This is a genomic window from Morganella sp. HMSC11D09, from assembly GCF_001807955.1.
GTDB classification, from domain to species: Bacteria; Pseudomonadota; Gammaproteobacteria; order Enterobacterales; family Enterobacteriaceae; genus Morganella; species Morganella morganii.
In genome coordinates, this window is the sequence record NZ_KV791647.1 from 73,964 (window position 1) to 98,590 (window position 24,627).

Annotated in this window: 19 protein-coding genes; 11 read left to right on the forward strand and 8 right to left on the reverse strand. The window is 53.6% G+C overall.

Going from position 1 to position 24,627, the window contains the following annotated elements; all coding sequences use genetic code 11:
* Positions 1-11 precede the first annotated feature (11 nt).
* The 3 genes from HMPREF3119_RS01325 to rluA all read left to right on the forward strand — a co-directional run bounded on the left by HMPREF3119_RS01325 (position 12) and on the right by rluA (position 6,213).
* The gene (locus HMPREF3119_RS01325) at positions 12-2,387 is read left to right on the forward strand and encodes a DNA polymerase II (protein WP_070578124.1); all 2,376 of its coding nucleotides are present in this window, start codon (positions 12-14) and stop codon (positions 2,385-2,387) included.
* Positions 2,388-2,600: 213 nt separating this feature from the next.
* On the forward strand, positions 2,601-5,507 hold the full coding sequence (gene rapA / locus HMPREF3119_RS01330) for an RNA polymerase-associated protein RapA (RefSeq protein WP_015422450.1): 2,907 nt from the start codon (positions 2,601-2,603) through the stop codon (positions 5,505-5,507).
* A gap of 55 nt (positions 5,508-5,562) precedes the next feature.
* The gene (gene rluA, locus HMPREF3119_RS01335; RefSeq protein ID WP_036417869.1) at positions 5,563-6,213 is read left to right on the forward strand and encodes a bifunctional tRNA pseudouridine(32) synthase/23S rRNA pseudouridine(746) synthase RluA; all 651 of its coding nucleotides are present in this window, start codon (positions 5,563-5,565) and stop codon (positions 6,211-6,213) included.
* A 236-nt stretch (positions 6,214-6,449) separates the two neighbouring features.
* On the opposite strand, the gene djlA is transcribed toward rluA, so the two are convergent.
* Positions 6,450-7,271 (reverse strand): co-chaperone DjlA, encoded by an 822-nt coding sequence (gene djlA, locus HMPREF3119_RS01340; protein ID WP_004242174.1) that lies wholly within the window; start codon positions 7,269-7,271, stop codon positions 6,450-6,452.
* Between the two features lie 179 nt (positions 7,272-7,450).
* Between djlA and lptD the strand changes: the two genes are divergently transcribed.
* From lptD to apaH, 6 genes are all read left to right on the forward strand, one after another.
* The gene (gene lptD, locus HMPREF3119_RS01345; protein WP_046024413.1) at positions 7,451-9,820 is read left to right on the forward strand and encodes an LPS assembly protein LptD; all 2,370 of its coding nucleotides are present in this window, start codon (positions 7,451-7,453) and stop codon (positions 9,818-9,820) included.
* A gap of 70 nt (positions 9,821-9,890) precedes the next feature.
* Entirely contained in the window at positions 9,891-11,189 is a 1,299-nt protein-coding gene (gene surA / locus HMPREF3119_RS01350; protein WP_004237172.1) for a peptidylprolyl isomerase SurA, read from the forward strand.
* On the forward strand, positions 11,173-12,171 hold the full coding sequence (gene pdxA / locus HMPREF3119_RS01355) for a 4-hydroxythreonine-4-phosphate dehydrogenase PdxA (protein WP_049241862.1): 999 nt from the start codon (positions 11,173-11,175) through the stop codon (positions 12,169-12,171). Before surA ends, pdxA begins: the two co-directional genes overlap by 17 nt.
* Positions 12,168-12,980 carry a 16S rRNA (adenine(1518)-N(6)/adenine(1519)-N(6))-dimethyltransferase RsmA gene (gene rsmA / locus HMPREF3119_RS01360; protein WP_004237170.1) on the forward strand — a complete coding sequence of 271 codons (813 nt, stop codon included), beginning with the start codon at positions 12,168-12,170 and terminating at the stop codon, positions 12,978-12,980. The genes pdxA and rsmA overlap by 4 nt, the downstream gene beginning before the upstream one ends.
* 10 nt (positions 12,981-12,990) lie before the next feature.
* The gene (apaG, locus tag HMPREF3119_RS01365; RefSeq protein WP_004237169.1) at positions 12,991-13,368 is read left to right on the forward strand and encodes a Co2+/Mg2+ efflux protein ApaG; all 378 of its coding nucleotides are present in this window, start codon (positions 12,991-12,993) and stop codon (positions 13,366-13,368) included.
* A 6-nt stretch (positions 13,369-13,374) separates the two neighbouring features.
* Positions 13,375-14,208 (forward strand): bis(5'-nucleosyl)-tetraphosphatase (symmetrical) ApaH, encoded by an 834-nt coding sequence (gene apaH, locus HMPREF3119_RS01370; RefSeq protein ID WP_070578127.1) that lies wholly within the window; start codon positions 13,375-13,377, stop codon positions 14,206-14,208.
* Positions 14,209-14,304: 96 nt separating this feature from the next.
* Here the strand turns inward: apaH and folA are convergent, their stop codons facing one another.
* Positions 14,305-14,799 (reverse strand): type 3 dihydrofolate reductase, encoded by a 495-nt coding sequence (gene folA / locus HMPREF3119_RS01375; protein WP_015422448.1) that lies wholly within the window; start codon positions 14,797-14,799, stop codon positions 14,305-14,307.
* A 171-nt stretch (positions 14,800-14,970) separates the two neighbouring features.
* On the opposite strand from folA, the gene HMPREF3119_RS01380 reads away from it, so the two are divergent.
* Both HMPREF3119_RS01380 and HMPREF3119_RS01385 read left to right on the forward strand, forming a co-directional pair.
* Entirely contained in the window at positions 14,971-15,585 is a 615-nt protein-coding gene (locus HMPREF3119_RS01380; protein ID WP_004237166.1) for a LysE family transporter, read from the forward strand.
* An 11-nt stretch (positions 15,586-15,596) separates the two neighbouring features.
* Entirely contained in the window at positions 15,597-16,349 is a 753-nt protein-coding gene (locus HMPREF3119_RS01385; RefSeq protein ID WP_225310107.1) for a nucleotidyltransferase domain-containing protein, read from the forward strand.
* Positions 16,350-16,402: 53 nt separating this feature from the next.
* On the opposite strand, the gene ftsP is transcribed toward HMPREF3119_RS01385, so the two are convergent.
* From ftsP to cpdA, 6 genes are all read right to left on the reverse strand, one after another.
* Positions 16,403-17,830 (reverse strand): cell division protein FtsP, encoded by a 1,428-nt coding sequence (gene ftsP / locus HMPREF3119_RS01390; RefSeq protein WP_036417926.1) that lies wholly within the window; start codon positions 17,828-17,830, stop codon positions 16,403-16,405.
* Between the two features lie 228 nt (positions 17,831-18,058).
* Positions 18,059-18,805: a 1-acylglycerol-3-phosphate O-acyltransferase gene (locus HMPREF3119_RS01395; RefSeq protein WP_036413758.1), complete on the reverse strand. Its 747-nt coding sequence runs from the start codon at positions 18,803-18,805 to the stop codon at positions 18,059-18,061.
* Positions 18,806-18,884: 79 nt separating this feature from the next.
* On the reverse strand, positions 18,885-21,146 hold the full coding sequence (gene parC / locus HMPREF3119_RS01400) for a DNA topoisomerase IV subunit A (RefSeq protein ID WP_032098744.1): 2,262 nt from the start codon (positions 21,144-21,146) through the stop codon (positions 18,885-18,887).
* Positions 21,147-21,188: 42 nt separating this feature from the next.
* The gene (gene parE / locus HMPREF3119_RS01405) at positions 21,189-23,084 is read right to left on the reverse strand and encodes a DNA topoisomerase IV subunit B (RefSeq protein WP_004237161.1); all 1,896 of its coding nucleotides are present in this window, start codon (positions 23,082-23,084) and stop codon (positions 21,189-21,191) included.
* Between the two features lie 95 nt (positions 23,085-23,179).
* A complete protein-coding gene (yqiA, locus tag HMPREF3119_RS01410; RefSeq protein ID WP_015422447.1) occupies positions 23,180-23,758 on the reverse strand; it encodes an esterase YqiA in 579 nt (192 codons plus the stop codon).
* Positions 23,758-24,591 carry a 3',5'-cyclic-AMP phosphodiesterase gene (gene cpdA, locus HMPREF3119_RS01415; RefSeq protein ID WP_004242163.1) on the reverse strand — a complete coding sequence of 278 codons (834 nt, stop codon included), beginning with the start codon at positions 24,589-24,591 and terminating at the stop codon, positions 23,758-23,760. The genes yqiA and cpdA overlap by 1 nt, the downstream gene beginning before the upstream one ends.
* Between the last annotated feature and the right edge of the window lie 36 nt (positions 24,592-24,627).

Consider the following 24,627-nt stretch of genomic DNA (forward strand, 5'->3'; position numbering starts at 1 on the left):
GAACGGACAAAATGATGGCAGGGCACAACAGTTTTCCCTCCCGTCAGGTGGCAGCACCGGCGGAAGCCGGTTTTATTCTGACCCGTCACTGGTCTGATACCCCGCGCGGTATTGAGGTCCGTTACTGGCTGGCGACAGATAACGGGCCACGGCATGTTTCTGTTCCGCTGCAGCAGGCTGTCGGCTTTGTCCCGCACCGGGAGCTGGCGGAAAGCCGTCCCTTCATTAACAACATTCCCGGCGCCACACTGACAGCACGTCCGCTAAAGGATTTTCATCAGGATGATGTCAGTGCCGTTTACTGCCGCCAGTACCGCCAGTTACAGCAACTGGAAAAACAGCTCGGCGAACAGCATCTGCACCTTTATGAAGCGGATATCCGCCCCTGCGAGCGCTATCTGATGGAGCGTTTTATCACCGCCGCTGTCTGGGTGCAGCCACAGCCGGATGGTCATGTGCTGATGAAACCGCATCCGGATTACCGCCCGGCGCTGAAAATCGTTTCTCTGGATATCGAAACCACGGAGTTCGGTGATCTTTACTCCATCGGGCTCTCCGGTTGCGGTGCTGATACTGTTTTTATGCTCGGCCCAGAGAACGGCACACCGCTGACCAATCCCGATTTCACACTGGAATATGTCCCGCGCCGCCCGGATCTGCTTCACCGGCTGAACCAGTGGCTGGCGGAGCATGATCCGGACATGATAATCGGCTGGAGCCTGATCCAGTTTGATCTGCGCATTCTGCAGCGCCATGCGGAAAAGTATCAGATCCCGCTGATTTTCGGCCGCAATAATGCCCCGCTCTCCTGGCGGGAGCATGGCTTCAAGCCCGGACAATTTTTTGCCGGTGCCCCGGGGCGGCTGATTATTGACGGTATCGATGCCCTGAAAGCCGCGACCTGGCAGTTCCCGTCTTTCAGTCTGGAGGCGGTGTCTCAGGCATTACTCGGCGAGGGCAAAGACAGTGATTCCCCGTATGACCGCATGGATGAAATCAACCGCCGTTTCCCTGAGGATAAACCGGCGCTGGCACGGTATAACCTTCAGGACTGCCGTCTGGTCACCCAGATTTTTGAGCACACCCATCTGACAGAATTTTTACTAGCGCGGGCTGCCGTAACCGGCCTGGCACCGGATCGCATGGGGGGCTCTGTCGCCGCCTTCACCCATCTTTATCTGCCGCCGATGCACCGTAAAGGCTATGTCGCACCGGATCCCGGCGAAAAACCCGGTGAGCCGATACCGGGCGGCTTTGTGATGGAATCTGCCCCGGGATTATATGACTCGGTGGTGGTGCTGGATTTTAAAAGCCTGTATCCCTCTATTATCCGCACTTTTCTCATCGACCCGATTGGCATGGTCGAAGGTCTTGCCGCACCGGAACAGGCGGTTCCCGGGTTTAAGGGGGCGTATTTTTCCAGGGAAACCAACTGCCTGCCGGATATCGTCAACCGAATCTGGCATGAGCGGGACATGGCAAAACTGGCAGGGGATAAGCCGCTGTCGCAGGCACTGAAAATTATTATGAATGCGTTTTGTGGTGTTCTGGGTGCCGCCGGATGCCGTTTTTATGATCCGCGCCTGACCTCCTCCGTCACCATGCGCGGACATGACATCATGCGCAAAACCCGCACTATTATTGAGTCTCTGGGTTATCAGGTCATTTACGGCGACACCGATTCCACCTTTGTCTGGCTGAAAAATGCGCACAGTGAAGCCGGTGCGGAACGTATCGGACGCTGGCTGGTGGAAGAGATCAATCAGTGGTGGCAGACACATTTAAAGGATGAATACGGGCTGACCTCTGCCCTGGAAATTGAGTATGAAACCCACTACCGGCGTTTTCTGATGCCGACAATTCGCGGAACTGACCTCGGCAGCAAGAAACGGTATGCGGGGCTTTCCGGGGATAACATGGTCTTTCGCGGGCTGGAGACGGTCCGCAGTGACTGGACACCGCTGGCACAGCATTTCCAGCAAACTCTGTACCGGCTGATTTTCGATAAAATGCCGTATCAGCAGTTTATCCGTGATTATGTCCGCGACACACTCGCAGGCTGCTACGATGACCGGCTGGTGTATCGCAAGCGCCTGCGCCGTCCGCTGGCGGATTATCAGCGTAATGTGCCGCCTCATGTCAAAGCGGCCAGAATGGCGGATGAGTATAATGTCCGCATGAATCGTCCGCCGCAGTACCAGCGCGGTGCGGGGATAAGCTATATCATTACCCGTTCCGGGCCGCAGCCGCTGGAAATTCTGACGGCACCGCCGGACTATGAGCATTACATTAATAAGCAACTGATGCCGATAGCCGACGCCATTCTGCCTTTCCTGGAGGATGACTTCACCACCTTGTTAACCGGGCAATTGTTGATGCCATTTTAATTTTGCCATTTTACAGGTGACGATGCGGATCTTATGGATTAACATAGCGCCCCTTTACTGCTTTTAACACCGGAGCAGAGTGATGCAGCTGACGCTGCTGTTCTGACTGGCGGTGTTTTTTCCCGGTGAATACAATACCGTTTTTGTATCACCGGTAATGATGTCCACAGCATTTTTCTAATTAGCCCTGAATAACAGAATCGAGCCAAAAATATGCCGTTTACTCTTGGTCAACGCTGGATAAGCGATACTGAAAGCGAGCTGGGATTAGGTACAGTTGTATCTGTCGACGCCCGGATGATCACCCTTCTTTTCCCTGCCACCGGTGAAAACCGTCTCTATGCCGCAGCCGATGCCCCTATCACCCGTGTGATGTTCAACGAAGGGGATACCGTTACCAGTCACGAAGGCTGGCAGCTCAGTGTGACCGCCGTTGAAGAGAGCGACGGATTATTAACCTATACCGGGCAGCGTACCGATACCGGTGAGGACAATGTCCGCCTGCGCGAAGTGTTTCTCGACAGTAAACTGACATTTAATAAGCCTCAGGATCGCCTGTTTGCCGGGCAGATTGACCGTATGGATCGCTTTGCGCTGCGCTACCGTGCCCGCAAATTCCTGAGTGAAGAGTACCGCCGCGCCACCAGCGGCCTGCGCGGCATCCGCGCCAGCCTGATCCCGCATCAGCTGTTTATCGCCAATGAAGTCGGTAAACGCCACGCGCCGCGTGTTCTGCTGGCGGACGAAGTGGGCCTGGGTAAAACCATTGAAGCCGGGATGATTATCCACCAGCAGTTAATGGCCGGACGCGCCGAGCGTGTGCTGATTATCGTGCCGGAAAGCCTTCAGTACCAATGGCTGGTGGAAATGCTGCGCCGTTTCAATCTGCGGTTTTCTCTGTTCGATGACAGCCGCTACACCGAAGCACAGCACGAGAGTGACAACCCGTTTGAGACCGAACAGCTGGTCTTGTGCTCGCTGGATTTTGTCCGCAAGAGCAAGCCGCGTTTTGAACACCTGGCGGAAGCCGGCTGGGATATGCTGGTGGTGGATGAAGCACACCATCTGGTCTGGAGCGAAGAAGCGCCAAGCCGTGAGTATCAGGTGATTGAAACCCTGGCAGAAAGCATTCCGTCTGTACTCCTGCTGACCGCTACTCCGGAACAGCTGGGTATGGAGAGCCACTTTGCGCGTCTGCGCCTGCTGGACCCGAACCGTTTCCATGATTTCGAAACCTTTGTTGCCGAACAACAGAAATATCAGCCGGTTGCCGATGCGGTCACTCTGCTGCTCGACCGCGCACCGCTGACCAAAGATCAGCAAAATGCCATTCATGACCTGATCGCCGAACAGGATATTGAGCCGCTGCTGAAAGCCGCCAATACCGACAGTGAAGACGGCGAAAATGCCCGTCGCGAGCTTATCAGCATGCTGATGGACAGACACGGCACCAGCCGCCTGCTGTTCCGCAACACCCGCAACGGTGTGAAAGGCTTCCCGCGCCGCGAACTGAAAGCCATTAAAATGCCGCTGCCGGCACAGTATCAGACCGCGATTAAAGTCGCCGGGATCATGGGCAGCAAAAAAACCACTGAAATCAAAGCCCGTGAAATGCTCTATCCGGAGCAGATTTATCAGGAATTTGAAGGCGAAAACGCCACCTGGTGGAACTTCGACCCGCGTGTTGAATGGCTTCTCGGCTTCCTGCTGGCAAACCGCAACGAAAAAGTGCTGGTAATCTGCGCTCAGGCCGCAACTGCTCTGCAGCTGGAGCAGGTTCTGCGCGAGCGCGAAGGCATCCACGCTGCGGTTTTCCATGAAAATATGTCCCTGCTGGAACGCGACCGGGCGGCGGCCTACTTTGCCTCCGAAGAGGAAGGCGCACAGGTGCTGCTCTGCTCTGAAATCGGTTCTGAAGGGCGTAACTTCCAGTTTGCCAATCAGCTGGTGATGTTCGATCTGCCGTTTAACCCGGATCTGCTGGAGCAGCGTATCGGGCGCCTCGACCGTATCGGTCAGAAACGCGATATTCAGATCAGTATTCCGTATCTGGAAAATACCGCACAGGCCGTGCTGCTGCGCTGGTTCCACGAAGGTCTGGAAGCCTTTGAATATACCTGTCCGACCGGCCGCACCATCTATGACCGCTATTACGACAGACTGATTAACCTGATGGCAAACCCGGCGGATCTCAGTGGTTTTGATGAATTTATCGCGGAATGCCGGAAGACTCATGATGTCCTGAAACAACAGCTGGAACAGGGCCGTGACCGCCTTCTGGAAATGCATTCCAACGGCGGCGAAGCCGGTAATGAGCTGGCCGCTGAAATTGCGGATCAGGATGAAGATACCGAACTGGTCACCTTTGCCCTGAATCTGTTTGATATTGTCGGCATCAATCAGGATGACCGCAGCGATAACATGATTGCCCTGACTCCGTCTGATCATATGCTGGTGCCGGACTTTCCGGGTCTGCCGGAAGACGGCTGCACCATCACCTTTAAGCGTGAACAGGCATTGTCCCGCGAAGACACACAGTTTATCAGTTGGGAACACCCGATTATCCGCAACGGTCTGGATCTGGTCCTGTCCGGTGATACCGGCAGCTGTGCGGTCTCCGTGCTGAAAAACAAAGCCCTGCCGGTCGGCACACTGCTGACAGAGCTGATTTATGTGGTGGAAGCACAGGCTCCGAAGAATCTGCAGCTGACCCGCTTCCTGCCGCCGACACCGGTGCGTCTGCTGATGGATGTGAAAGGCAATAATCTGGCATCTCAGGTGGAGTTTGAAAGCTTTAACCGCCAGTTGAATGCCGTAAACCGCCATACCGGCAGTAAGTTTGTCAATGCGGTGCAAAATGAGGTGCATCAGGTGCTGCGTCTGTCCGAAGACGTTGTTGCCGGTCAGGCCCGTGAGCTGATTACCGCAGCGAAAGCAATGGCTGATCAGCACCTTACTCTGGAACACGACCGCCTGCTGGCACTGAAATCGGTTAACCCGAACATCCGTGATGACGAGCTTGATGCCATTGAAGAAGAACGTCAGCAAATCCTGTCACATCTGGATGATGCCAACTGGCGCCTGGATGCTATCCGGCTGATTGTCGTTTCGCATCAGTAACCTGTATCCCGGCAGAGAATGTCTGCCGGGTCTCTGATTTGGTGATCCCATGCTAATGGAACCCTATAACCCGCCTGCCGATCCCTGGCTGCACATCCTCTGGCAGGATGAAAGTATCATTGTGGTGAATAAACCAAGCGGACTGCTTTCCGTACCCGGCCGTGCGCCCGAACATAAAGACAGTGTGATGACACGCATTCAGCGTGATTATCCTGCCGCAGAATCTGTTCATCGTCTGGATATGGCAACCAGCGGTATTATTGTGGTTGCGCTGACCAAAGCCGCCGAGCGGGAGCTTAAACGGCAGTTCCGCGAACGGGAACCGAAAAAAACCTATGTTGCCCGTATCTGGGGACATCTGGAGCCGGAAACCGGCATGGTGAATTTACCGCTGATTTGTGACTGGCCGAACCGGCCGAAACAGAAAGTGTGTTTTGAAACCGGCAAACCGGCTCAGACAGGTTATGAAGTGCTGGAATATGAGGAAAATGCCACGCGGGTAAGACTGTTTCCGGTTACCGGGCGTTCGCATCAGTTGCGGGTGCATATGCTGGCACTGGGACACCCGATTCTGGGGGACCGTTTTTATGCACACGATGAAGCAAGAGCCGCAGCGCCCCGGCTGCAGCTTCATGCAGAGGCGCTGTCTGTCACACATCCGGCAAACGGCAAGCCGATGCATTTTACTTGTAAATCAGATTTTTAGTGGATTAACACGGTCACCGAATTCATTGAGGCAAGAATCAGGCAAAGTGCTAATCCCGCTACTCCGATAAGAACACGGGTATTGGCCATGGATCATATCCTTAACATATTTAATAAAATATTTACGTAATTTTTCAACTGCATTTATATTTTATAGCAATTATATGAAAAGAATATGATCCGCCCTGCACTTTCCCGGCAACATGTTTTACACCTTTAAAACGGTATTAAACGGGATTATTTAAAGCCTTTCTCTTTTTTAATGAGATCATATGCTGCCTGGATAGATTGCGCTTTCTCTTTCGCCAGCTCCATCATTTCCGGTGGTAATCCCTTCGCCACCAGTTTATCCGGGTGATGTTCACTCATCAGCTTGCGGTAGGCGCGTTTGATGACAGTACTGTCGTCGCTTTCTTTCACGCCCAGCACCCGGTAAGCGGCGGCAAGGTCTGCGGTCTGATCGCGGTAATAACCCTGCTGAGACTGCTGCTGCCAATTACCGCTCTGTGCCCCGCCGTGCATCTGCGCCTGCATCATTGCCAGTACATTTTCAAACTGATGACGCGGGATCCCCAACTCTTCGGCGATCACCAGGAGTACCTGGCGTTCATTCGGATGCAGCTCCCCGTCACCAAACGCCGCCTGGATCTGGATTTCCAGAAACATGCGCAGTAAATCCGCCCGCCCGTAACAGGCGCGGCGTAACTGGCGCAGTGCATCGCGCAGCGGGAAACCGGCCGCTTTACCTTCACGGAAAGCATTCTGAGCCTGAGTCCGTGCACTGCCGTGCAACTGCATGCGATCCATCAGGGCGGTGGCCAGATAAATGTCTGACTCCGTTACCCGGCCTTTTGATTTGGTCAGATGCCCCAGAATCTGAAAGGTTGTACTGAAAAAGAGTGCCTGTCTGGACTGATTGTTGCTGAATGAGCCACCCAATTGCTGACTGCGGACTTTATCAATCGCATGACCAATAAGAAAGCCGAGAAAAATACCCCAAAAACCGGCCCCTGACGCCATGCCTAATAAAATTCCGATGATTTTTCCCAAATAGTGCATATACTCCTCAATTCAACAATGCCCTTGGCGCAATTTTGCATTATCATACTACCCATTCTGTACGATGCCTAACGCCATTTGGATACGTGAACCTGTTTCACGCGCGCTCTTTTTTCGTGTAAATTAGGCTTTTGGCGTTCGGGCAATGTGCTACCGAGGACGGAATTGCAGACATACTTATGAAGAAGAGTTATCCAACCCTGCTGGCCACCATTATCTGGGCAGCGTTATACAGTCAGGCTGCACAAGCCGCCACACTTGCCGAGCAATGTATGCTGGGTGTTCCGGTGTATGACGAACCGGTTGTTGACGGTAAACCCGGCGATTTTCCGGTCAATATCACTGCACAAGGTGTGTCAGGCGAATATCCGCACGCGGTAAAATATGATGGTGGCGTTGATATCCGCTCAGGTAACCAGAATCTGAAAGCGGATGAAGTCGAAGTTACCCAGAGCGGTGAAGAAACTAACCCTGTCCGTATTGCGACAGCGACTGGTGATGTCCGCTATTCTGATCCGCAAATCCGTCTGAAAGGGCCGAAAGCGTGGCTGAATCTCAATAACAATGATGCTGATGTTGAGAAAGGCGATTACCAGATGGTCGGCCGTCAGGGCCGCGGTGATGCCGACAAAATGAAGCTTCGCGGCGAAAACCGTTATACCATCCTCGAAAACGGGGTCTTTACCTCCTGCCTGCCGGGCAATGACAGCTGGAGCGTCAAAGGCTCTGAGGTCATTATTGACCAGGAAGAGCAGGTTGCGGAAATCTGGAACGCCCGTTTCCGTGTCGCCAATGTCCCGATCTTCTACAGCCCGTACCTCCAGTTACCGATCGGTGATAAACGCCGCTCCGGTTTTCTGATCCCGAACGGCAGCTATTCCAAATCATCCGGCCTGGAATTTACCCTGCCGTATTACTGGAATATCGCCCCGAATTACGATGCCACTATCACGCCGCACTATTTCAGTAAACGCGGCCTGAAAATGGATAATGAATTCCGTTACCTGACACAGTTCGGTACAGGCACACTGGCCTTTGATTTCCTGCTGGATGACTCGCAGTATAAGAAAGACAAAGAAGCTGCCGGTGATGCAGAGTGGGCGAAACGTGATTCCAATGACCGCTGGTTATTCTACTGGGGTCACAGCGGGTCATTTGCCCAGGACTGGTGGTTCTCCTCTGACTACACCAAAGTCAGTGACTCGCGCTATTTTACCGATTTCACTTCCGCTTACGGTAACTCCACTGACGGCTACGCCACACAAAAACTGGCTGTGGGTATCCGAAAATCGAACTGGAATGCCACCGTAACCGCCAAACAGTTCCAGATCCTGACCAACAATGATAATGCAACATCCTACCGTGCTGAGCCGCAGTTGGATCTCAATTATTATAAAAATGACCTCGGGGTATTTGATTTTCGGGCCTACGGTCAGGTCTCCCGCTTTACCAGCGTAGGTAAAAATAATCCGGATGCCGTCCGTATTCATGCGGAACCGACACTCAGCATGCCGCTGTCTAACGGCTGGGCCAGCTTCAATACTGAAGCGAAACTGATGGCAACCCATTATGATCAGGATATTCCTGAAGTACTAAAGAACTCCGAACTTGAAAAAAATGTTACCCGGGTGCTGCCGCAGTTTAAAGCTGATGCGAAGATGATCTTCGAGCGGCCGATGTTCTTTAATGACAGCTTCACCCAGACATTAGAGCCGCGCGCACAATACCTGTATGTCCCGTATAAAAACCAGGACAATATCAATAACTTTGACTCCACACTGATGCAGTCCAGCTACAACGGTCTGTTCCGTGACCGCATGTACAGTGGTCTGGATCGCATTGCATCCGCCAACCAGGTCACCACCGGGGTAACCAGCCGGATTTATGATGATGAATTAGTTGAACGATTTAATGTTTCTGTGGGTCAAATCTACTACTTTGAACGTCCGCGTACCGGTGACTCTCAAAATACTGTCGTGGATGAAAAAGATGAAACCGGTTCGATGGTCTGGGCAGGTGATTCCATGTGGCGTTATAACGACAACTGGGGCCTGAAAGGCGGTATTCAGTATGACCGCCGTCTGGGCAGTGTCTCCATGTCCAACGCCACTCTGGAATACCGTCAGGATGCCGAGCGTCTGATTCAGCTGAATTACCGCTATGTGGACCGGGACTATATTCAGGCGATGCGTCAGCATACCCGGTATGGCGAAAAATACGTTTCACCGCGGAACCAGCAAGGCATCTCTCAGGTCGGTATTGTGGCCAGCTGGCCAATTGCGGAGCAGTGGGCCTTTGTCGGTCAGTATTACTATGACACCAAAGAGAGCCAGCCGGCCAGCCAGTTAGTCGGTCTGCAATACAATACCTGCTGCTGGGCGGCAAACGTCGGTTACGAGCGTAAGATTATCGACTGGAAAAATGACGCCAGTGAGTACGACAATAAAATCACGTTTAATATCGAATTACGCGGTATGAGCAGCAATTACAGTCTGGGCAGCCAGAAAATGCTTGAGCGCGGTATTCTGCCGTATGTTCCGGCATTTTAACCGCCTGAGCTGACACAATTTTCACATGCCGTACCGGCGGTACGGCGATACGAAACATGATGGGATACTTATGAAAAACTGGAGAACACTCATTCTCGGCCTGATGTTCACGGCAAGCACAACCTCATTCGCAGCACCGCAGCAGCTTGATAAAGTTGCGGCAGTCGTGAATAACGGTGTGGTTCTGGAGAGTGATGTCAATAATATGCTTCAGACTGTCACCATGAATGCCCGCAATGCCGGTCAGCAGATTCCGGATCAGGCAACATTACGTCAGCAGATTCTTGAACGTCTTATCATGGACAATATCGTGATGCAGATGGCCGGACAGATGCAGATCTCTATCCCTGACCAGGCGGTTGACGGCGCTATCGAAGATATCGCCCGTCAGAACAACATGACCCTTGCCCAGATGAAAGATCGTCTGAAACGCGACGGCATGAGCTATGACAAATACCGCAGCGATATCCGCAAAGAAATGATGATGGCGGAAGTCCGTAACAACGAAGTCCGCCGCCGTGTGGTGATCCTGCCGCAGGAAGTTGATTCTCTGGCAAACCTTATCAGCACGCAAAACGCTGCGGATACTGAACTGAACATCAGCCACATCCTGATCCCGCTGCCGGAAAACCCGACAGAAGAGCAGATGAATGCAGCAAAAGAAAAAGTCACCACCATTATGAATGAACTTCAGCATGGTGCCGATTTCGGTAAACTGGCGATCACCTATTCTGCGGATCCGCAGGCGCTGAAAGGCGGTAATATGGGCTGGAGCCGTTTACAGGAGCTGCCGGGTCTGTTTGCCGAGCGCCTTCAGACAGCCAAAAGCGGTGAGATTGTCGGGCCGGTGCGTTCCGGTGTCGGCTTCCATATTCTGCGCGTGAATGAAGTCCGCGGAAACAGCCAGCCGATTTCTGTGACTGAAGTGAAAGCCCGTCACATTCTGATCAAACCGTCACCGGTGATGACCGATGACCAGGCCCGCAGCAAACTGCAGCAGATTGCCGCTGATGTGAAAAGCGGTAAAACCTCCTTTGATGCTGCGGCAAAACAATTCTCAGAAGATCCGGGCTCTGCCCTGCGTGGTGGTGAGTTAGGCTGGTCAATGCCTGATATCTACGACCCGGCTTTCCGCGACGCACTGATGAAACTGAAAAAAGGCGAACTGAGTCAGCCTGTCCGCTCCTCTTTCGGCTGGCACCTGATCCAGCTTGAAGATACCCGCAACGTGGATAAGACCGAAGCGGCTCAGAAAGATCGCGCTTACCGTATGCTGTTTAACCGTAAATTCAGCGAAGAATTACAGAGCTGGATGCAGGAACAGCGCGCCGGCGCTTACGTGGAAATTTTAGATGGCAGTAACAAATAAGCTGAAACCTGTCGTTATTACCCCCGGCGAACCTGCCGGGGTTGGTCCTGACCTGACAGTCGCGCTGGCACAGCGCGACTGGCCGGTAAAACTGGTGGTCTGTGCTGACCCGCAACTGATGCAGCAACGCGCACACGTCCTGTCACTGCCGCTCACCCTTGAACCTTATTCACCGGATACCGCCTGTCAGCCGCAGCGTGCCGGCACACTGACTATTCTGCCTGTTGAACTGAAAGCGCCGGCTGTCGCCGGTGAGCTCAACGTGGCAAATGCCGCTTATGTGACCGAAACACTGGCTCGTGCCTGTGACGGCTGTTTACAGGGTGAATTTGGTGCTTTGATTACAGGTCCGGTGCACAAAGGCATCATTAACGATGCCGGGATCCCGTTTATCGGCCACACAGAATTTTTTGCCGACCGCAGTCACTGCAAACGTGTGGTGATGATGCTGGCCACCGAAGAAATGCGGGTGGCGCTGGCGACCACGCATCTGCCGATTTTACAGGTGCCTGCAGCCGTTGACCGCACCTGCCTGCATGAAGTGATCACTATCCTCAATCATGACCTGCGCACCAAATTCGGTATCGCGCAGCCACATATCATCGTCTGCGGTCTGAACCCGCATGCGGGGGAAGGCGGCCATATGGGGTATGAAGAGATAGACACCATTATCCCGGCACTCGATGAGCTGCGGGCGCAGGGGATTTCCCTGGAAGGTCCGCTGCCGGCAGACACCCTGTTCCAGCCGAAATACCTGGAGCGTGCGGATGCCGTGCTCGCCATGTATCACGATCAGGGCCTGCCTGTGCTAAAATATCAGGGATTCGGCCGTGCCGTGAATATCACGCTGGGACTGCCGTTTATCCGGACCTCTGTCGACCACGGCACAGCCCTGGAACTGGCAGGTACCGGCAAAGCAGATGTGGGTAGCTTTATCACCGCATTAAATTTAGCGATTACAATGATTAAAAACAGTCAATGAATACACGAGTCCATCAGGGGCATTTTGCCCGTAAACGTTTCGGGCAGAACTTCTTAACCGATCAATTTATTATCGACAGCATTGTCGCGTCGATTAACCCGCAACCCGGCCAGGCGATTGTTGAAATCGGGCCGGGACTGGCTGCACTGACTGAGCCGGTCGCCGATCGCATGGACAAAATGACGGTGATTGAAATTGACCGTGATCTGGCCGCTCGTCTGGCCAGCCATCCGTTTTTACAAAGCAAACTGACCATTATTCAGCAGGATGCCATGACCGTGGATTTCACGGCACTGGCACAGGAACGCGGCCAGCCGCTGCGGGTGTTCGGTAACCTGCCGTACAATATCTCCACGCCGCTGATGTTCCATCTGTTCACGTTCACTAACGCAATCAGTGACATGAACTTTATGCTGCAAAAAGAAGTGGTTAACCGTCTGGTTGCCGGTCCGGGCAGCAAAACATACGGCCGTCTGAGTGTCATGGCACAGTATTACTGCCAGGTCGTTCCGGTTCTGGATGTGCCGCCGACGGCATTCCGCCCGGCACCAAAAGTGGATTCAGCGGTTGTCCGTCTGATCCCGCACCGCGAAAATCCGTATGTGCTGAAAGATGTCGCGCTGCTCAGCCGTGTGACCACGCAGGCCTTTAACCAGCGCCGCAAAACGATCCGCAACAGCTTAGGTGATCTGTTCAGTCCGGAAACCCTGACTGAGCTGGGTATTGATCCGGCCACCCGTGCAGAAAATATCAGTGTTGCGCAATACTGTCTGATGGCCAATTACCTGGCGGAACATCCCGCCTCATAGGGGATTCATCATGAATAACGACCCGAGAATTTGTATTCAGGTTCAGAGTGTTTATATCGAAAGTCAGTCTGAACCGGATGCGGAACGCTATGTTTTCGCGTATACCGTTTCTATCCGTAACCTGGGTCGTGATCCTGTGCAGCTTATCAGCCGCTACTGGCGTATCACTAACAGTGAAGGCCGCCAGACAGAAGTTCAGGGGGAAGGTGTCATCGGTGAACAACCGGTGATCCGGCCCGGTGAAGAGTATCGTTATACCAGCGGCACAGTTCTGGAAACACCGCTGGGCACCATGGAAGGTTATTACACTATGGTGGATCACGAGGGTGCGGATTTCATCAGTGAGATCCCTGTTTTCCGGCTCGCAATACCAACCTTTATTCACTGATTTTCTATGGCAACCTATCTTATCGGCGATGTTCATGGCTGTTACCATGAACTTCGCGCATTACTGGCTCAGGCTGATTTTGATCCGCTGGCTGATACCCTGTGGCTGACCGGCGATCTGGTCGCCCGCGGCCCTGATTCACTGGATGTCCTCCGCTATGTCAAAAGCCTGGGTGACTGCGTCAGGTTGGTACTCGGCAATCATGATCTGCATCTGCTGGGGATCTACGCAGGGATCAGCCGTAACAAACCGCGCGATCATCTGAACAAACTGCTCAGCGCGCCGGATCTGGATGAGCTGATCAACTGGCTGCGCCGTCAGCCGATGTTGCAGGTTGATCATGAGAAAAAACTGGTCATGGCACACGCGGGGATCACCCCGCAGTGGGATCTGGATACCGCCATTCTGTGTGCCCGTGAAGTGGAAGCGGTTCTCAGCAGTGATACCTATCCGCTGTTCATTAATGCTATGTATGGTGACCTGCCGAATGACTGGTCACCTTCCCTCACCGGCCTGCCGCGTCTGCGTTTTTCCACCAATGCCCTGACCCGGATGCGTTACTGTTTCCCGGGCGGACAGCTGGATATGGTCTGCAAAGATAAACCTGATCAGGTTTCCGCGCCGCTGAAACCCTGGTTTGCCCTGCCGTCAAAACTGCCGGAAGGCTACAGTGTGGCCTTTGGTCACTGGGCGTCACTGGAAGGCAAAGGAGCACCACGCGGTATCTATGCACTGGATACCGGCTGCTGCTGGGGCGGACAACTCACCATGCTGCGCTGGGAAGATCACTGCTATTTCTGGCAGGAGTCTTTTGCGGTGCGGGATGAGGATGATGACTGACCGGCCACCGGTAACAGACAAGAAAAAAGCAGAGCCGGTGGCTCTGCTTTTTTTATATCAGCATTATTTATGAAATAATACGAATCAACTGATTAATCAGCTCTTACGGCGCTCTAAGATTTCAAAGCAGAAACCGTGAGAGTTTGCTTCATCCGCGTCATGATATTCCATAAAAGTGGAGTCCCACTCATCCGGCTCATAGTCAGGGAAGTAAGTATCCCCGCTGACTTCCGCATCAACGTGTGTCAGATATAAACGATCCGCCAGCGGCAGGAATTGTCCGTAGACTTTACCGCCGCCCATCACCATGATCTCGCCGTCTGTTTCTTTCTGTGCAATCGCCAGTGCTTCTTCCACAGACTTCGCCCAGACCACGCGATCATCGTTGCCCGGCGTACGGCTGAGCACGATATTGAGGCGATCCGGCAGAGGGCGGCCGATAGATTCATAAGTCACACGACCCATGATCACCGGTTTATTCACCGTATTACGTTTAAACCATGCCAGGTCTTCCGGCAGTGTCCATGGCATCGCATTTTCCATGCCAATAACCCGATCCATAGCTAAAGCAGCGATCAAGCTAATGTTCATTCATTTCACCTTAGGGCTGAGAGAAATTTTGCCGTCACTATACGTAAACTACTCAATGCCGTCGACTGAATTCAGTGTTTCATCAATACAAATAATTTATTTGTCTTCACACTTGAAGGTGAGTCATACTTTTACTCTGCATTCAGGTCTTTTTCAGCAAGGATATACCACATGTATGACGCCACTCTGATGGTCACCACCATCGCTGCGCTCGGTATGATCTCCCCGGGCCCGGACTTCTTTCTGATTGTGAAAAACGCAGCCCGTTACCAGCGTGCCGCCGCCATGATGACCGCATTGGGCGTGCTGTCTGCGATCGCCATTCACATGACCTACTGCGTGGCCGGGCTTGCAGTGATCATCACCACCACACCGTGGCTGTTTATGATCCTCAAATATGCCGGGGCGGCTTACCTTATCTGGATAGGGATCAACAGCCTGCTGGCACGTGCCGGACATACCCTTGATACCGGGGACGGCTCACATCAGCGCATTTCTTATAAGAAAGCCTTTATGCAGGGATTCCTCTGCAACCTGCTGAACCCGAAAGCCACACTCTTTTTCCTTGCTATTTTTACCCAGGTACTGGATATCAATTCCGGATTTGGTGAAAAACTCTGGTATGCTGCTATTGTGATGGGACTGGCGGTGGTTTACTGGCCATCGCTGGTACTGCTGATTCAGAGTGCTCCGGTACGCCACGGATTGGCGAAAATTCAGAAATATATCGATAAGGTCCTTGGCGTCGTCCTGATTGGCTTTGGCGTCCGGGTCGCAATGAGCTGATGATTATGATAATGAAAACAGATAAATACACTTTTCAGCCGGAATTTCAGAATGTGATACAGGATGCAGTACAGTCCCTGTGTACTGCACTGCCGGGTATTCTGCACAGCATCTATGTTTACGGCAGTGTGGCTGAAGGCCGCGCTGTCCCGGGCCGCTCTGATCTGGATCTGACCCTGGTTTTGCACCGGCCGCTCAGTGCGGCGGAAAAAACCATTCTCCGTTGTCTGGACAAAGCACTGACCGCGCGTCACAGCAGTGTGTCAAAAATCGGGTTTGATACCGGCCTGCTGTCAGAAGTGACCTCTGCGGAAGAACAGCCGGTCTGGGCTTACTGGCTGGCACACTTTTGCCTGCCGGTCTGGGGTGATGACCTGACACTGAAACTGCCTGTCGTGACACTGAACCGTGAGATTATACACGGCATTAACGGTGATTTTCCGGTACTCGTCCGTACCAACCTGATGCAGTTACAGAAAAGCCCGCCGCTGACTGAGATCCGGCGGATAAAACGGGAAACCGCGCGGCGTCTGCTGCGTGCCACCGCCCTGGTGTGGAATGACTATGAGACCTGCACTTACCCGCTGCCGCTGCCGCAGATGGCCGGAAAAGCGATTGCGCTGTATCCGGAAAAGCGCCACGCGATCACCTTCCTGCTGGGGCAGACCGAAGAACCGGATACCGGCATCATTCAGTTTATCGCAGTAGCAGGGACATTCTCCCGCTGGCTGCGGGATGAGGAAAAACGGCTGCTGAGCCGCTGAGAAAACCATAAAAAGACCGCTGATTATTCAGCGGTTTTTTTATATCCGGTATTTTAATACTGGGAAGAAGGTTCGATTTCCAGCTGCCCGGTAACCCCTCTGTCAGCCTGCTCCAGGAACTGGCTGTAATAGAAGAACGGGAAGTGGGAATACGACGGCTGCATCATCTGCACCAGCAATTCACTGCGCCCGTCAATCCAGACAGTATCTTTCCAGCCGTAATCCTGCGGCTGCGGGGACTGACCGTTATGGTTGATCACCTTAAAGCGGACACCGCTGATATGGAACGGCTGCGGGGTATCGGTTGTGACAACCCAGCGCTCCCAGTTGCCCTGCTGTGTGCGGATATCAGTGCGGCTCATATCCCACATCGCGCCGTTAATCCCCGGCGGTGACAGACTGAGTGACACATCGCGGTTACGGACACCGGTCGTGATTTGTGTCGGATCCTGAATCAGGGTGGTTGGTAAATTATCCGTTACCAGCGAGATCAGGCCGGTTGCGCGGATAGTCAGCACATTGGTATTCACCAGTGTGTTTGATGTCTCAAACAGACTTTTAAAACGCTCTGTCAGAGTAGCAGATTCCCCGGCCGTGATAGTCAGTGTTTCTGTTTTTGACATATCGATCAGCACTTCACGCCGTTCACCCGGTGACAGGGACAGCACCTCAACCGCCACTGGTGACGGCAGCAGCCCCTGATCAGAGGCAATCATATAGAACGGACGGCCGTCACTGAGTTTCAGTTCAAAGCGGCGGGCGTTTGCGGCATTAACCATGCGCAGCCGGATCCAGCCTTTCGACACTTCCAGATACGGATCTTCCGCACCGTTGACGATCAGCCGGTCACCGATAAACATACCGTCACTTTCTGTGCGGTACTCCGGTGAACCGAAGGAATCCAGGCGTTTATCCTGAATGATCAGCGGGAAATCATTGACGCCGTACTCTTTCGGCAACGGCAGATTACGGCTTTCCTCATCATCCACAATCCACATGCCGGCGAGCCCGTTATAAACGTGCGGCGCCATCCGGTTCGGGGTATTGGCATGATACCAGCAGGTTGCAGCCGGCTGGCGCACCGGGATCACCGGCGACCACTCGGTATTCGGTGAAATCAGACGGGCAGCGCCCCCTGCGACAGTACCGGGCACCAGCAGCCCGCTGACATTGACCGCAACCGGCTCTGACAGGCGGTTGCTGTAAATCATTTTGATGTCATCGCCGTTACGGACGCGGACAGTCGGCCCGAGATAACGGCCGTTAAAGCCCCAGACACTGGCCTGAGTTTTACCGTTAAATGACCAGTGTGTACGCTGCATCGTCAGAAATAACGGCTGTCCGTTGCGGCTTTCCAGCAATGGCGGAACAGGTAACGGCTGACTGCCGCCCTCATCTGCCGCGCGGACAGACAGAGGCAGTGAGCCTAAACACACAGCTAAGCCGGATGCTTGAATAAACCGGCGCCGACTCAGGGTCATAGCATCTCCGAAAAAAACGTTTCCATGATTTTTATGATTTGTGCCGAACACCCGTATGCCGGTGAGCAGACAGAGACATCCGTGTTATCGTTTCATGAAGGGCATACGCTTAACAACGGAGTGTTAAGCGTATGATATAGCGGATGAAGAGCAATTCCTAAACTTATCTATGATAAGTTGCAAAATAATAAGGCTGGTATTGTATAACCAGCGTGACAGTCACGGAAATTAAGCGTCTTTACGACCCTTTTGTTTTTCCATTTCAATCACTTCCTTATCCAGCTCCGCGATACGTTTGATCATCATCTGGCGGCAATCTTCGGCCAGTTCACGCACCTGTTCACGGGTATATTTTGAGGTATCAACCGGCGGCAGCATTTCCACAATCACCACACCATTATCCCAGCGGTTCAGTTTAATACGCCCCTGAGTGGTGGACACACATACCGGCACCACCGGCACACCGGCGGCCATTGCCGCGTGGAAAGCACCGGTTTTAAACGGCAGCATACCGCGGCCCCGGCTGCGCGTGCCTTCCGGGAACATCCAGACAGAGATATTGCGTTTTTTGATCTGATCCGCCACCTGGGTAATGGTGTTATGGGCCTTGCTGCGGTTGCTCCGGTCAATCAGGATATTCCCCGAAATCCAGTACAGCTGCCCGAAAAACGGGATCCAAATCAGGCTGCGTTTACCGACAGTCACCGTGCGCGGCTGCACCGCATTCGACATGGTGATCATGTCATAGTTGTTCTGGTGGTTGCCCACATACACACAGGAACCGTAGTGTTTCGCTTCTTCCGGAATGCGGTACACCATTTTGATGCCGAAAACATGAGAAAGCTTGCCGTACATGCGGCCGAAAGTCATCACATGCTTCGGGTTACGCGGGCTGGTCAGGCAGATAAGAATGCCGGCCAGACTACCGAAAATACAATAAAAAATAACGATGATGATACGTAAAATGGCTAACATGCGTCCCCCGCAAAATGGCCTTTTAAGAAAAGCGGGGCAATCATTGCCCCGTGAATAGTATCGCTGTTAATACCGGATATTACGCCTTCGGCTCCGGTACAGAAATATCAATCCGTTCGATCTTTTTCTGCATGCCGCGCGGCAGTGCCGTACCACGGCGTCCGCGCTCAGCACGGAATTTCTGCAGATCTTCCGGACGCAGCATCAGTTTACGCTTACCGAAATGCAGTGTCACACTGGCATCCGGGCGGATCACAAACAGATGTGCCAGACCGTCTTCCCCGGCTGCGGCCGCCGCAGAGGTAATGGAGATAATTTTGTTCCCCTTCCCTTTTGACAGCTGCGGCAGGTCACCGACAGGGAACAGCAGCATCCGCCCTTCCTGCGATACTGCCAGCAGAAGGTCGTTTTCCTCGTCATTCACCTCAATCGGCGTCATGACTTTCGCGTTATCCGGCAGCGTGATCAGTACTTTCCCGGCTTTGTTTTTCGCGACCAGGTCACTGAATGTACAGATAAAGCCGTAACCAGCATCCGAGGCCATCAGGTACTTCTGATTTTCATCGTTCATCAGTACCTGTTCAAACACGGCACCCGGCGGCGGTGTCAGTTTGCCGGTCAGCGGCTCGCCCTGACCACGGGCACCCGGCAGTTCCAGCGGATCGAGCGAATAACTGCGCCCGGTGGAATCAAGGAATACCACCGGCTGATTACTTTTGCCCCGTGCCGCGCCAAGGAAGGTATCACCCGCTTTGTAGTTCATGCCGGACGGGTCGATATCATGGCCTTTGGCGCTGCGCACCCAGCCCATCTGTGACAGCACAACCGTCACCGGTTCGGACGGCAGAATGTCATGCTCGCTCATGGCTTTCGCCTCTTCGCGCTCGTTGAGCGGGGAGCGGCGATCGTCACCGTACTGTTTAGCGTCCTCCTCAAGCTCTTTTTTCAGCAGCGTGTTCATACGCCGCTCAGAGCCGAGAATAGCCTGTAATTTATCTCGTTCTTTGGCCAGCTCATCCTGCTCGCCACGGATTTTCATCTCTTCGAGTTTGGCTAAATGGCGTAATTTCAGTTCGAGGATGGCTTCCGCCTGAGTATCACTCAGCCCGAAACGATCCATCAGTACCGGTTTCGGCTCATCTTCCGAACGGATGATTTCAATCACTTCATCAATGTTGAGATACGCGAGCAGCAAACCGTCAAGAATATGCAGACGGCGCAGTACTTTTTCCAGCCGGTGATTCAGGCGGCGGCGCACCGTTTCGCGGCGGTAAACCAGCCACTCATTGAGGATCTCAACCAGCCCTTTAACCGCCGGACGTCCGTCCAGACCGATCATATTCAGGTTGATACGGTAGCTTCTTTCCAGATCCGTGGTCGCGAACAGGTGAGTCATCACCTGATCAAGATCGATCCGGTTACTGCGCGGCACAACCACCAGCCGGGTCGGGTTTTCATGATCCGACTCATCGCGCAGATCTTCCACCATCGGCAGTTTTTTCGCCCGCATCTGTGCAGCTATCTGCTCCAGCACTTTCGCGCCGGAAACCTGATGCGGCAGCGCGGTGATCACCGCATTACCGTCCTCAGTTGTCCACACCGCGCGCATACGCACAGAGCCACGGCCGGATTTATAGATTTTACGGATATCCTCCGGTCCGGTGATGATTTCCGCTTCTGTCGGATAATCCGGGCCCGGGATAAACGCCATCACCTCTTCGAGAGACAGAGACGGCTTGTCGATCAGCGCCAGCAGTGCACCGGCCACCTCACGGGCGTTGTGCGGCGGAATATCCGTCGCCATACCGACTGCAATCCCGGTGGTGCCGTTGAGCAGAATGTTCGGCAGACGCGCCGGTAACATTTTCGGCTCCTGCATGGTGCCGTCAAAGTTCGGCACCCAGTCTGCGGTGCCGTGTCCCAGCTCACTGAGCAGTACTTCCGCATATTTTGACAGGCGCGATTCGGTATAACGCATGGCGGCGAAGGATTTCGGATCATCCGGTGCCCCCCAGTTCCCCTGACCGTCCACCAGCGGGTAGCGGTAAGAGAACGGCTGCGCCATCAGTACCATCGCCTCATAGCAGGCGCTGTCGCCGTGCGGATGGTATTTACCCAGCACGTCACCGACGGTACGGGCAGATTTTTTGTATTTGGCGGAGTTGCTTAACCCCAGTTCAGACATGGCATACACGATACGCCGCTGAACTGGTTTTAACCCGTCGCCGATAAAAGGGAGTGCCCTGTCCATGATGACGTACATGGAATAGTTGAGGTAGGCATTCTCTGTAAAATTATGAAGCGCCTGGCGCTCCACACCGTCATGAGTTATTTCACTCATTCACTCTGTTCCTCTGACCTTTTGTGCCGTCACGGGGTGACATCACACATCCAATTCCACCCGATCACCCTTTTCCTGCAGCCAGTTACGGCGGTCTTCCGCACGTTTCTTGCCGAGGAGCATATCCATCACCGACATCGTTTCCTGATAGTTTTCCTCACTGATAGTGAGCTGTACCAGACGCCGGGTATTCGGATCCAGGGTCGTTTCACGCAACTGGCCGGGGTTCATTTCCCCCAGCCCTTTAAAACGCTGCACATTCGGTTTGCCGCGCTTGCGGCTTAATTTATCCAGAATTGCATTTTTCTCGCTCTCATCGAGGGCGTAATGCACCTCTTTGCCGAGGTCGATACGATAGAGCGGCGGCATAGCCATATAGACATGACCGGCTTTCACCAGCGCCGGGAAGTGACGCACAAACAGCGCACACAGCAGGGTGGCGATGTGCAGCCCGTCCGAGTCCGCATCCGCGAGGATACAGATTTTGCCATAACGCAGGGTGCTTAAATCGTCGCTGTCCGGATCGATACCGATAGCCACGGAAATATCATGCACTTCCTGAGATGCCAGCACTTCATCAGACGACACTTCCCAGGTATTCAGTATCTTACCGCGCAGCGGCATGATGGCCTGGAATTCGCGGTCACGCGCCTGCTTGGCTGAACCGCCCGCCGAGTCCCCTTCCACCAGAAACAGTTCGGTCTGATTCAGATCCTGGGATGAACAGTCCGCCAGTTTCCCCGGCAGCGCCGGACCTGACGTCAGCTTTTTACGCACCACTTTTTTCGCGGCCCGCAGACGGCGCTGGGCGCTGGCAATCGCCATTTCCGCCAACTGTTCCGCTGCCTGTACGTTCTGGTTGAGCCACAGACTGAATGCATCCTTCACCACGCCGCTGACAAATGCCGCGCACTGGCGTGATGAAAGACGTTCTTTGGTCTGACCGGCAAACTGCGGATCCTGCATTTTCACGGAGAGCACATACGCACAGCGCTCCCAGATATCGTCAGCGGATAACTTCACGCCGCGCGGCAGGATATTGCGGAATTCGCAGAACTCGCGGATACCGTCGAGCAGCCCCTGGCGCAGACCATTGGCATGGGTACCGCCCAGCGGGGTCGGGATCAGGTTGACGTAGCTTTCAGTCAGCAGTTCGCCGCCTTCCGGCAGCCACAGCAGCGCCCAGTCCACCTCTTCGTTGTCCCCGGCATGTTTGCCGGTAAACGCCGCTTCCGGCAAAGTGACCAGGCCGTTGACGTTTTCCATCAGGTAATCGGTCAGGCCATCCTGGTAGCACCAGCGCTGTTCAGTCTCGTTCACATTATCTTTGAAAAGGATCTCAACACCCGGGCACAGCACGGCTTTGGCTTTCAGCAGATGCACCAGCCGGGAGACAGAGAAGCGCGGACTGTCAAAAAACTGCTCATCCGGCCAGAAATGTACGCTGGTACCGGTGTTGCGTTTGCCGCACTGCCCGATGACAGCCAGTTCACTGACTTTGTCACCATTTTCAAAGGCAATCTGATAAACCTGTCCGTCACGGCGGACAGTCACTTCGGTGCGTTTTGACAACGCATTGACCACGGAAATACCTACCCCGTGAAGACCACCGGAAAACTGATAGTTTTTATTGGAGAACTTCCCCCCGGCATGCAGGCGGGTCATGATCAGTTCGACCGCAGAGACTTTCTCTTCCGGGTGGATATCCACCGGCATTCCGCGCCCATCGTCAATCACTTCAACAGACTGATCTTTATGTAAAATAACTTCGACAGATTTAGCGTGACCAGCTAAAGCCTCATCGACGCTGTTGTCGATAACTTCCTGAGCAAGGTGATTCGGCCGCGTCGTGTCCGTATACATACCCGGACGGCGGCGGACAGGCTCCAAACCACTGAGGACTTCAATATCCTCTGCGTTATAAGATGATTGCGTCATGTTGGATTATCGGTTTTTCGCTAAAAAATAAACAAAATACGTGAATGATACTGGCGATAATACCAGTCCCTGATAAATTTAAATACGATTTTTCATTAATGGCCGAGGCCGAGGAACTCAATTATCTGCGGAAAATAGCGCTGAAATCCGGTAAAGGCATGGTTTCCGCCGGGTTCAATCGTCTGTTTGCATGCCACCAGATGGGTGACCGCCTGGCGGTAATCCAGCACTTCATCGCCGGTCTGCTGCAATAACCAGATCAAATCCGGTGATTCGACAGGATCGGCAAAAATCGCCCGTAAATCCTGCATATGATGCGGTTCGAGTGTGTAACGTTCGCCGGTGTAGGGGTTTTGATTGTCCCCGAGATAATCCTGAAGCAGATCAAACGGATATACAGCCGGATTGACCACCACAGCGGGGACATCAAACGCCTGTGACAGCCAGAGGGCAAAATACCCGCCCAGCGACGACCCGACAATTCCGGTGGTCTCACCGGCCAGCGAGTTCATCAGATCTTCCAGAAACAGTGCAGCCTCATCCGGATAGCAGGGGATCTGCGGCTGTAACATCCGGATCGCCGGATGGTGCTCTGCCAGCCACGCTTTCAGCATCGTCCCTTTCTCTGACAACGGGGAACTGTTGAAGCCGTGCAGATAAAGGAGCGTCGCCATCAGTAGCCGTCCGAACCCAGATCGGGGCTGAATTCATCCGTATCCAGCCGGAACAGCTGTGTGGTCAGCGACGGATTATCACCGGTGGTCAGCTCCAGATAGCGCCAGCCCGGAGCGGCGGTATCCAGCGTAAAATTGGTGCAGTGCGGTTTGAACTGGACACAGGTCGACGGCGTGGCCAGCATGCGGATACCGTTCCACATCACATCCAGATCCTGATGAATATGCCCGCACAAAATACCTTCAATATTCTGATAGCGGGTCAGAACCTCAGCCAGCATATGCGAGTTGCGCAGACTGTGCTGATCGAGCCAGGTACAGCCGGATGCCAGCGGATGGTGATGCAGCATAACAACAGTATGGCGGTCAGGCTGCTGCGCCAGGCAGTTATCCAGCCAGATAAGCTGATCATCACTCAGTTCGCCGTGCGGCACACTCTGAACCTGACTGTCGAGCAGCAGGATCTGCCACTGATCCCCGAGCAGCACCTGCTTGGAGGGAGAGATACCGGCGGCGGCCAGCTCCTGCGCCATGGACGGCTGGTAATCATGATTCCCCGGCAGCCAGACACACGGCGCCGGTAAACGGGCAATACCGTCCGTAAACCGCTGATAAGCCCGGGTGCTCTGATCCTGAACCAGATCACCGGTGGCAACAATCAGGTCGGCCGGTAACTGCTGTTTTACGATAGCATCCAGCACGGCATGGTAACTGTGCAGGGTATTAATGCCCAGCAGCGTGTCGGTTTCGCCGGCAAAAAGATGCGTATCAGTAATCTGTAAAATTCTGACCGCAGCGCCGTCAGCCACGGGCAAGTGCAACGGGGTTTCCAATCGATGTCCTTGTTATTTTAACAACTAACATATAAT

Coding starts and splice junctions, on each gene's coding strand:
- HMPREF3119_RS01325 (WP_070578124.1), top strand. CDS start 12: ATGATGGCAGGGCACAACAGTTTTCCCTCCCGTCAGGTGGCAGCACCG.
- rapA (WP_015422450.1), top strand. CDS start 2,601: ATGCCGTTTACTCTTGGTCAACGCTGGATAAGCGATACTGAAAGCGAG.
- rluA (WP_036417869.1), top strand. CDS start 5,563: ATGGAACCCTATAACCCGCCTGCCGATCCCTGGCTGCACATCCTCTGG.
- djlA (WP_004242174.1), bottom strand. CDS start 7,271: ATGCACTATTTGGGAAAAATCATCGGAATTTTATTAGGCATGGCGTCA.
- lptD (WP_046024413.1), top strand. CDS start 7,451: ATGAAGAAGAGTTATCCAACCCTGCTGGCCACCATTATCTGGGCAGCG.
- surA (WP_004237172.1), top strand. CDS start 9,891: ATGAAAAACTGGAGAACACTCATTCTCGGCCTGATGTTCACGGCAAGC.
- pdxA (WP_049241862.1), top strand. CDS start 11,173: ATGGCAGTAACAAATAAGCTGAAACCTGTCGTTATTACCCCCGGCGAA.
- rsmA (WP_004237170.1), top strand. CDS start 12,168: ATGAATACACGAGTCCATCAGGGGCATTTTGCCCGTAAACGTTTCGGG.
- apaG (WP_004237169.1), top strand. CDS start 12,991: ATGAATAACGACCCGAGAATTTGTATTCAGGTTCAGAGTGTTTATATC.
- apaH (WP_070578127.1), top strand. CDS start 13,375: ATGGCAACCTATCTTATCGGCGATGTTCATGGCTGTTACCATGAACTT.
- folA (WP_015422448.1), bottom strand. CDS start 14,799: ATGAACATTAGCTTGATCGCTGCTTTAGCTATGGATCGGGTTATTGGC.
- HMPREF3119_RS01380 (WP_004237166.1), top strand. CDS start 14,971: ATGTATGACGCCACTCTGATGGTCACCACCATCGCTGCGCTCGGTATG.
- HMPREF3119_RS01385 (WP_225310107.1), top strand. CDS start 15,597: ATGAAAACAGATAAATACACTTTTCAGCCGGAATTTCAGAATGTGATA.
- ftsP (WP_036417926.1), bottom strand. CDS start 17,830: ATGACCCTGAGTCGGCGCCGGTTTATTCAAGCATCCGGCTTAGCTGTG.
- HMPREF3119_RS01395 (WP_036413758.1), bottom strand. CDS start 18,805: ATGTTAGCCATTTTACGTATCATCATCGTTATTTTTTATTGTATTTTC.
- parC (WP_032098744.1), bottom strand. CDS start 21,146: ATGAGTGAAATAACTCATGACGGTGTGGAGCGCCAGGCGCTTCATAAT.
- parE (WP_004237161.1), bottom strand. CDS start 23,084: ATGACGCAATCATCTTATAACGCAGAGGATATTGAAGTCCTCAGTGGT.
- yqiA (WP_015422447.1), bottom strand. CDS start 23,758: ATGGCGACGCTCCTTTATCTGCACGGCTTCAACAGTTCCCCGTTGTCA.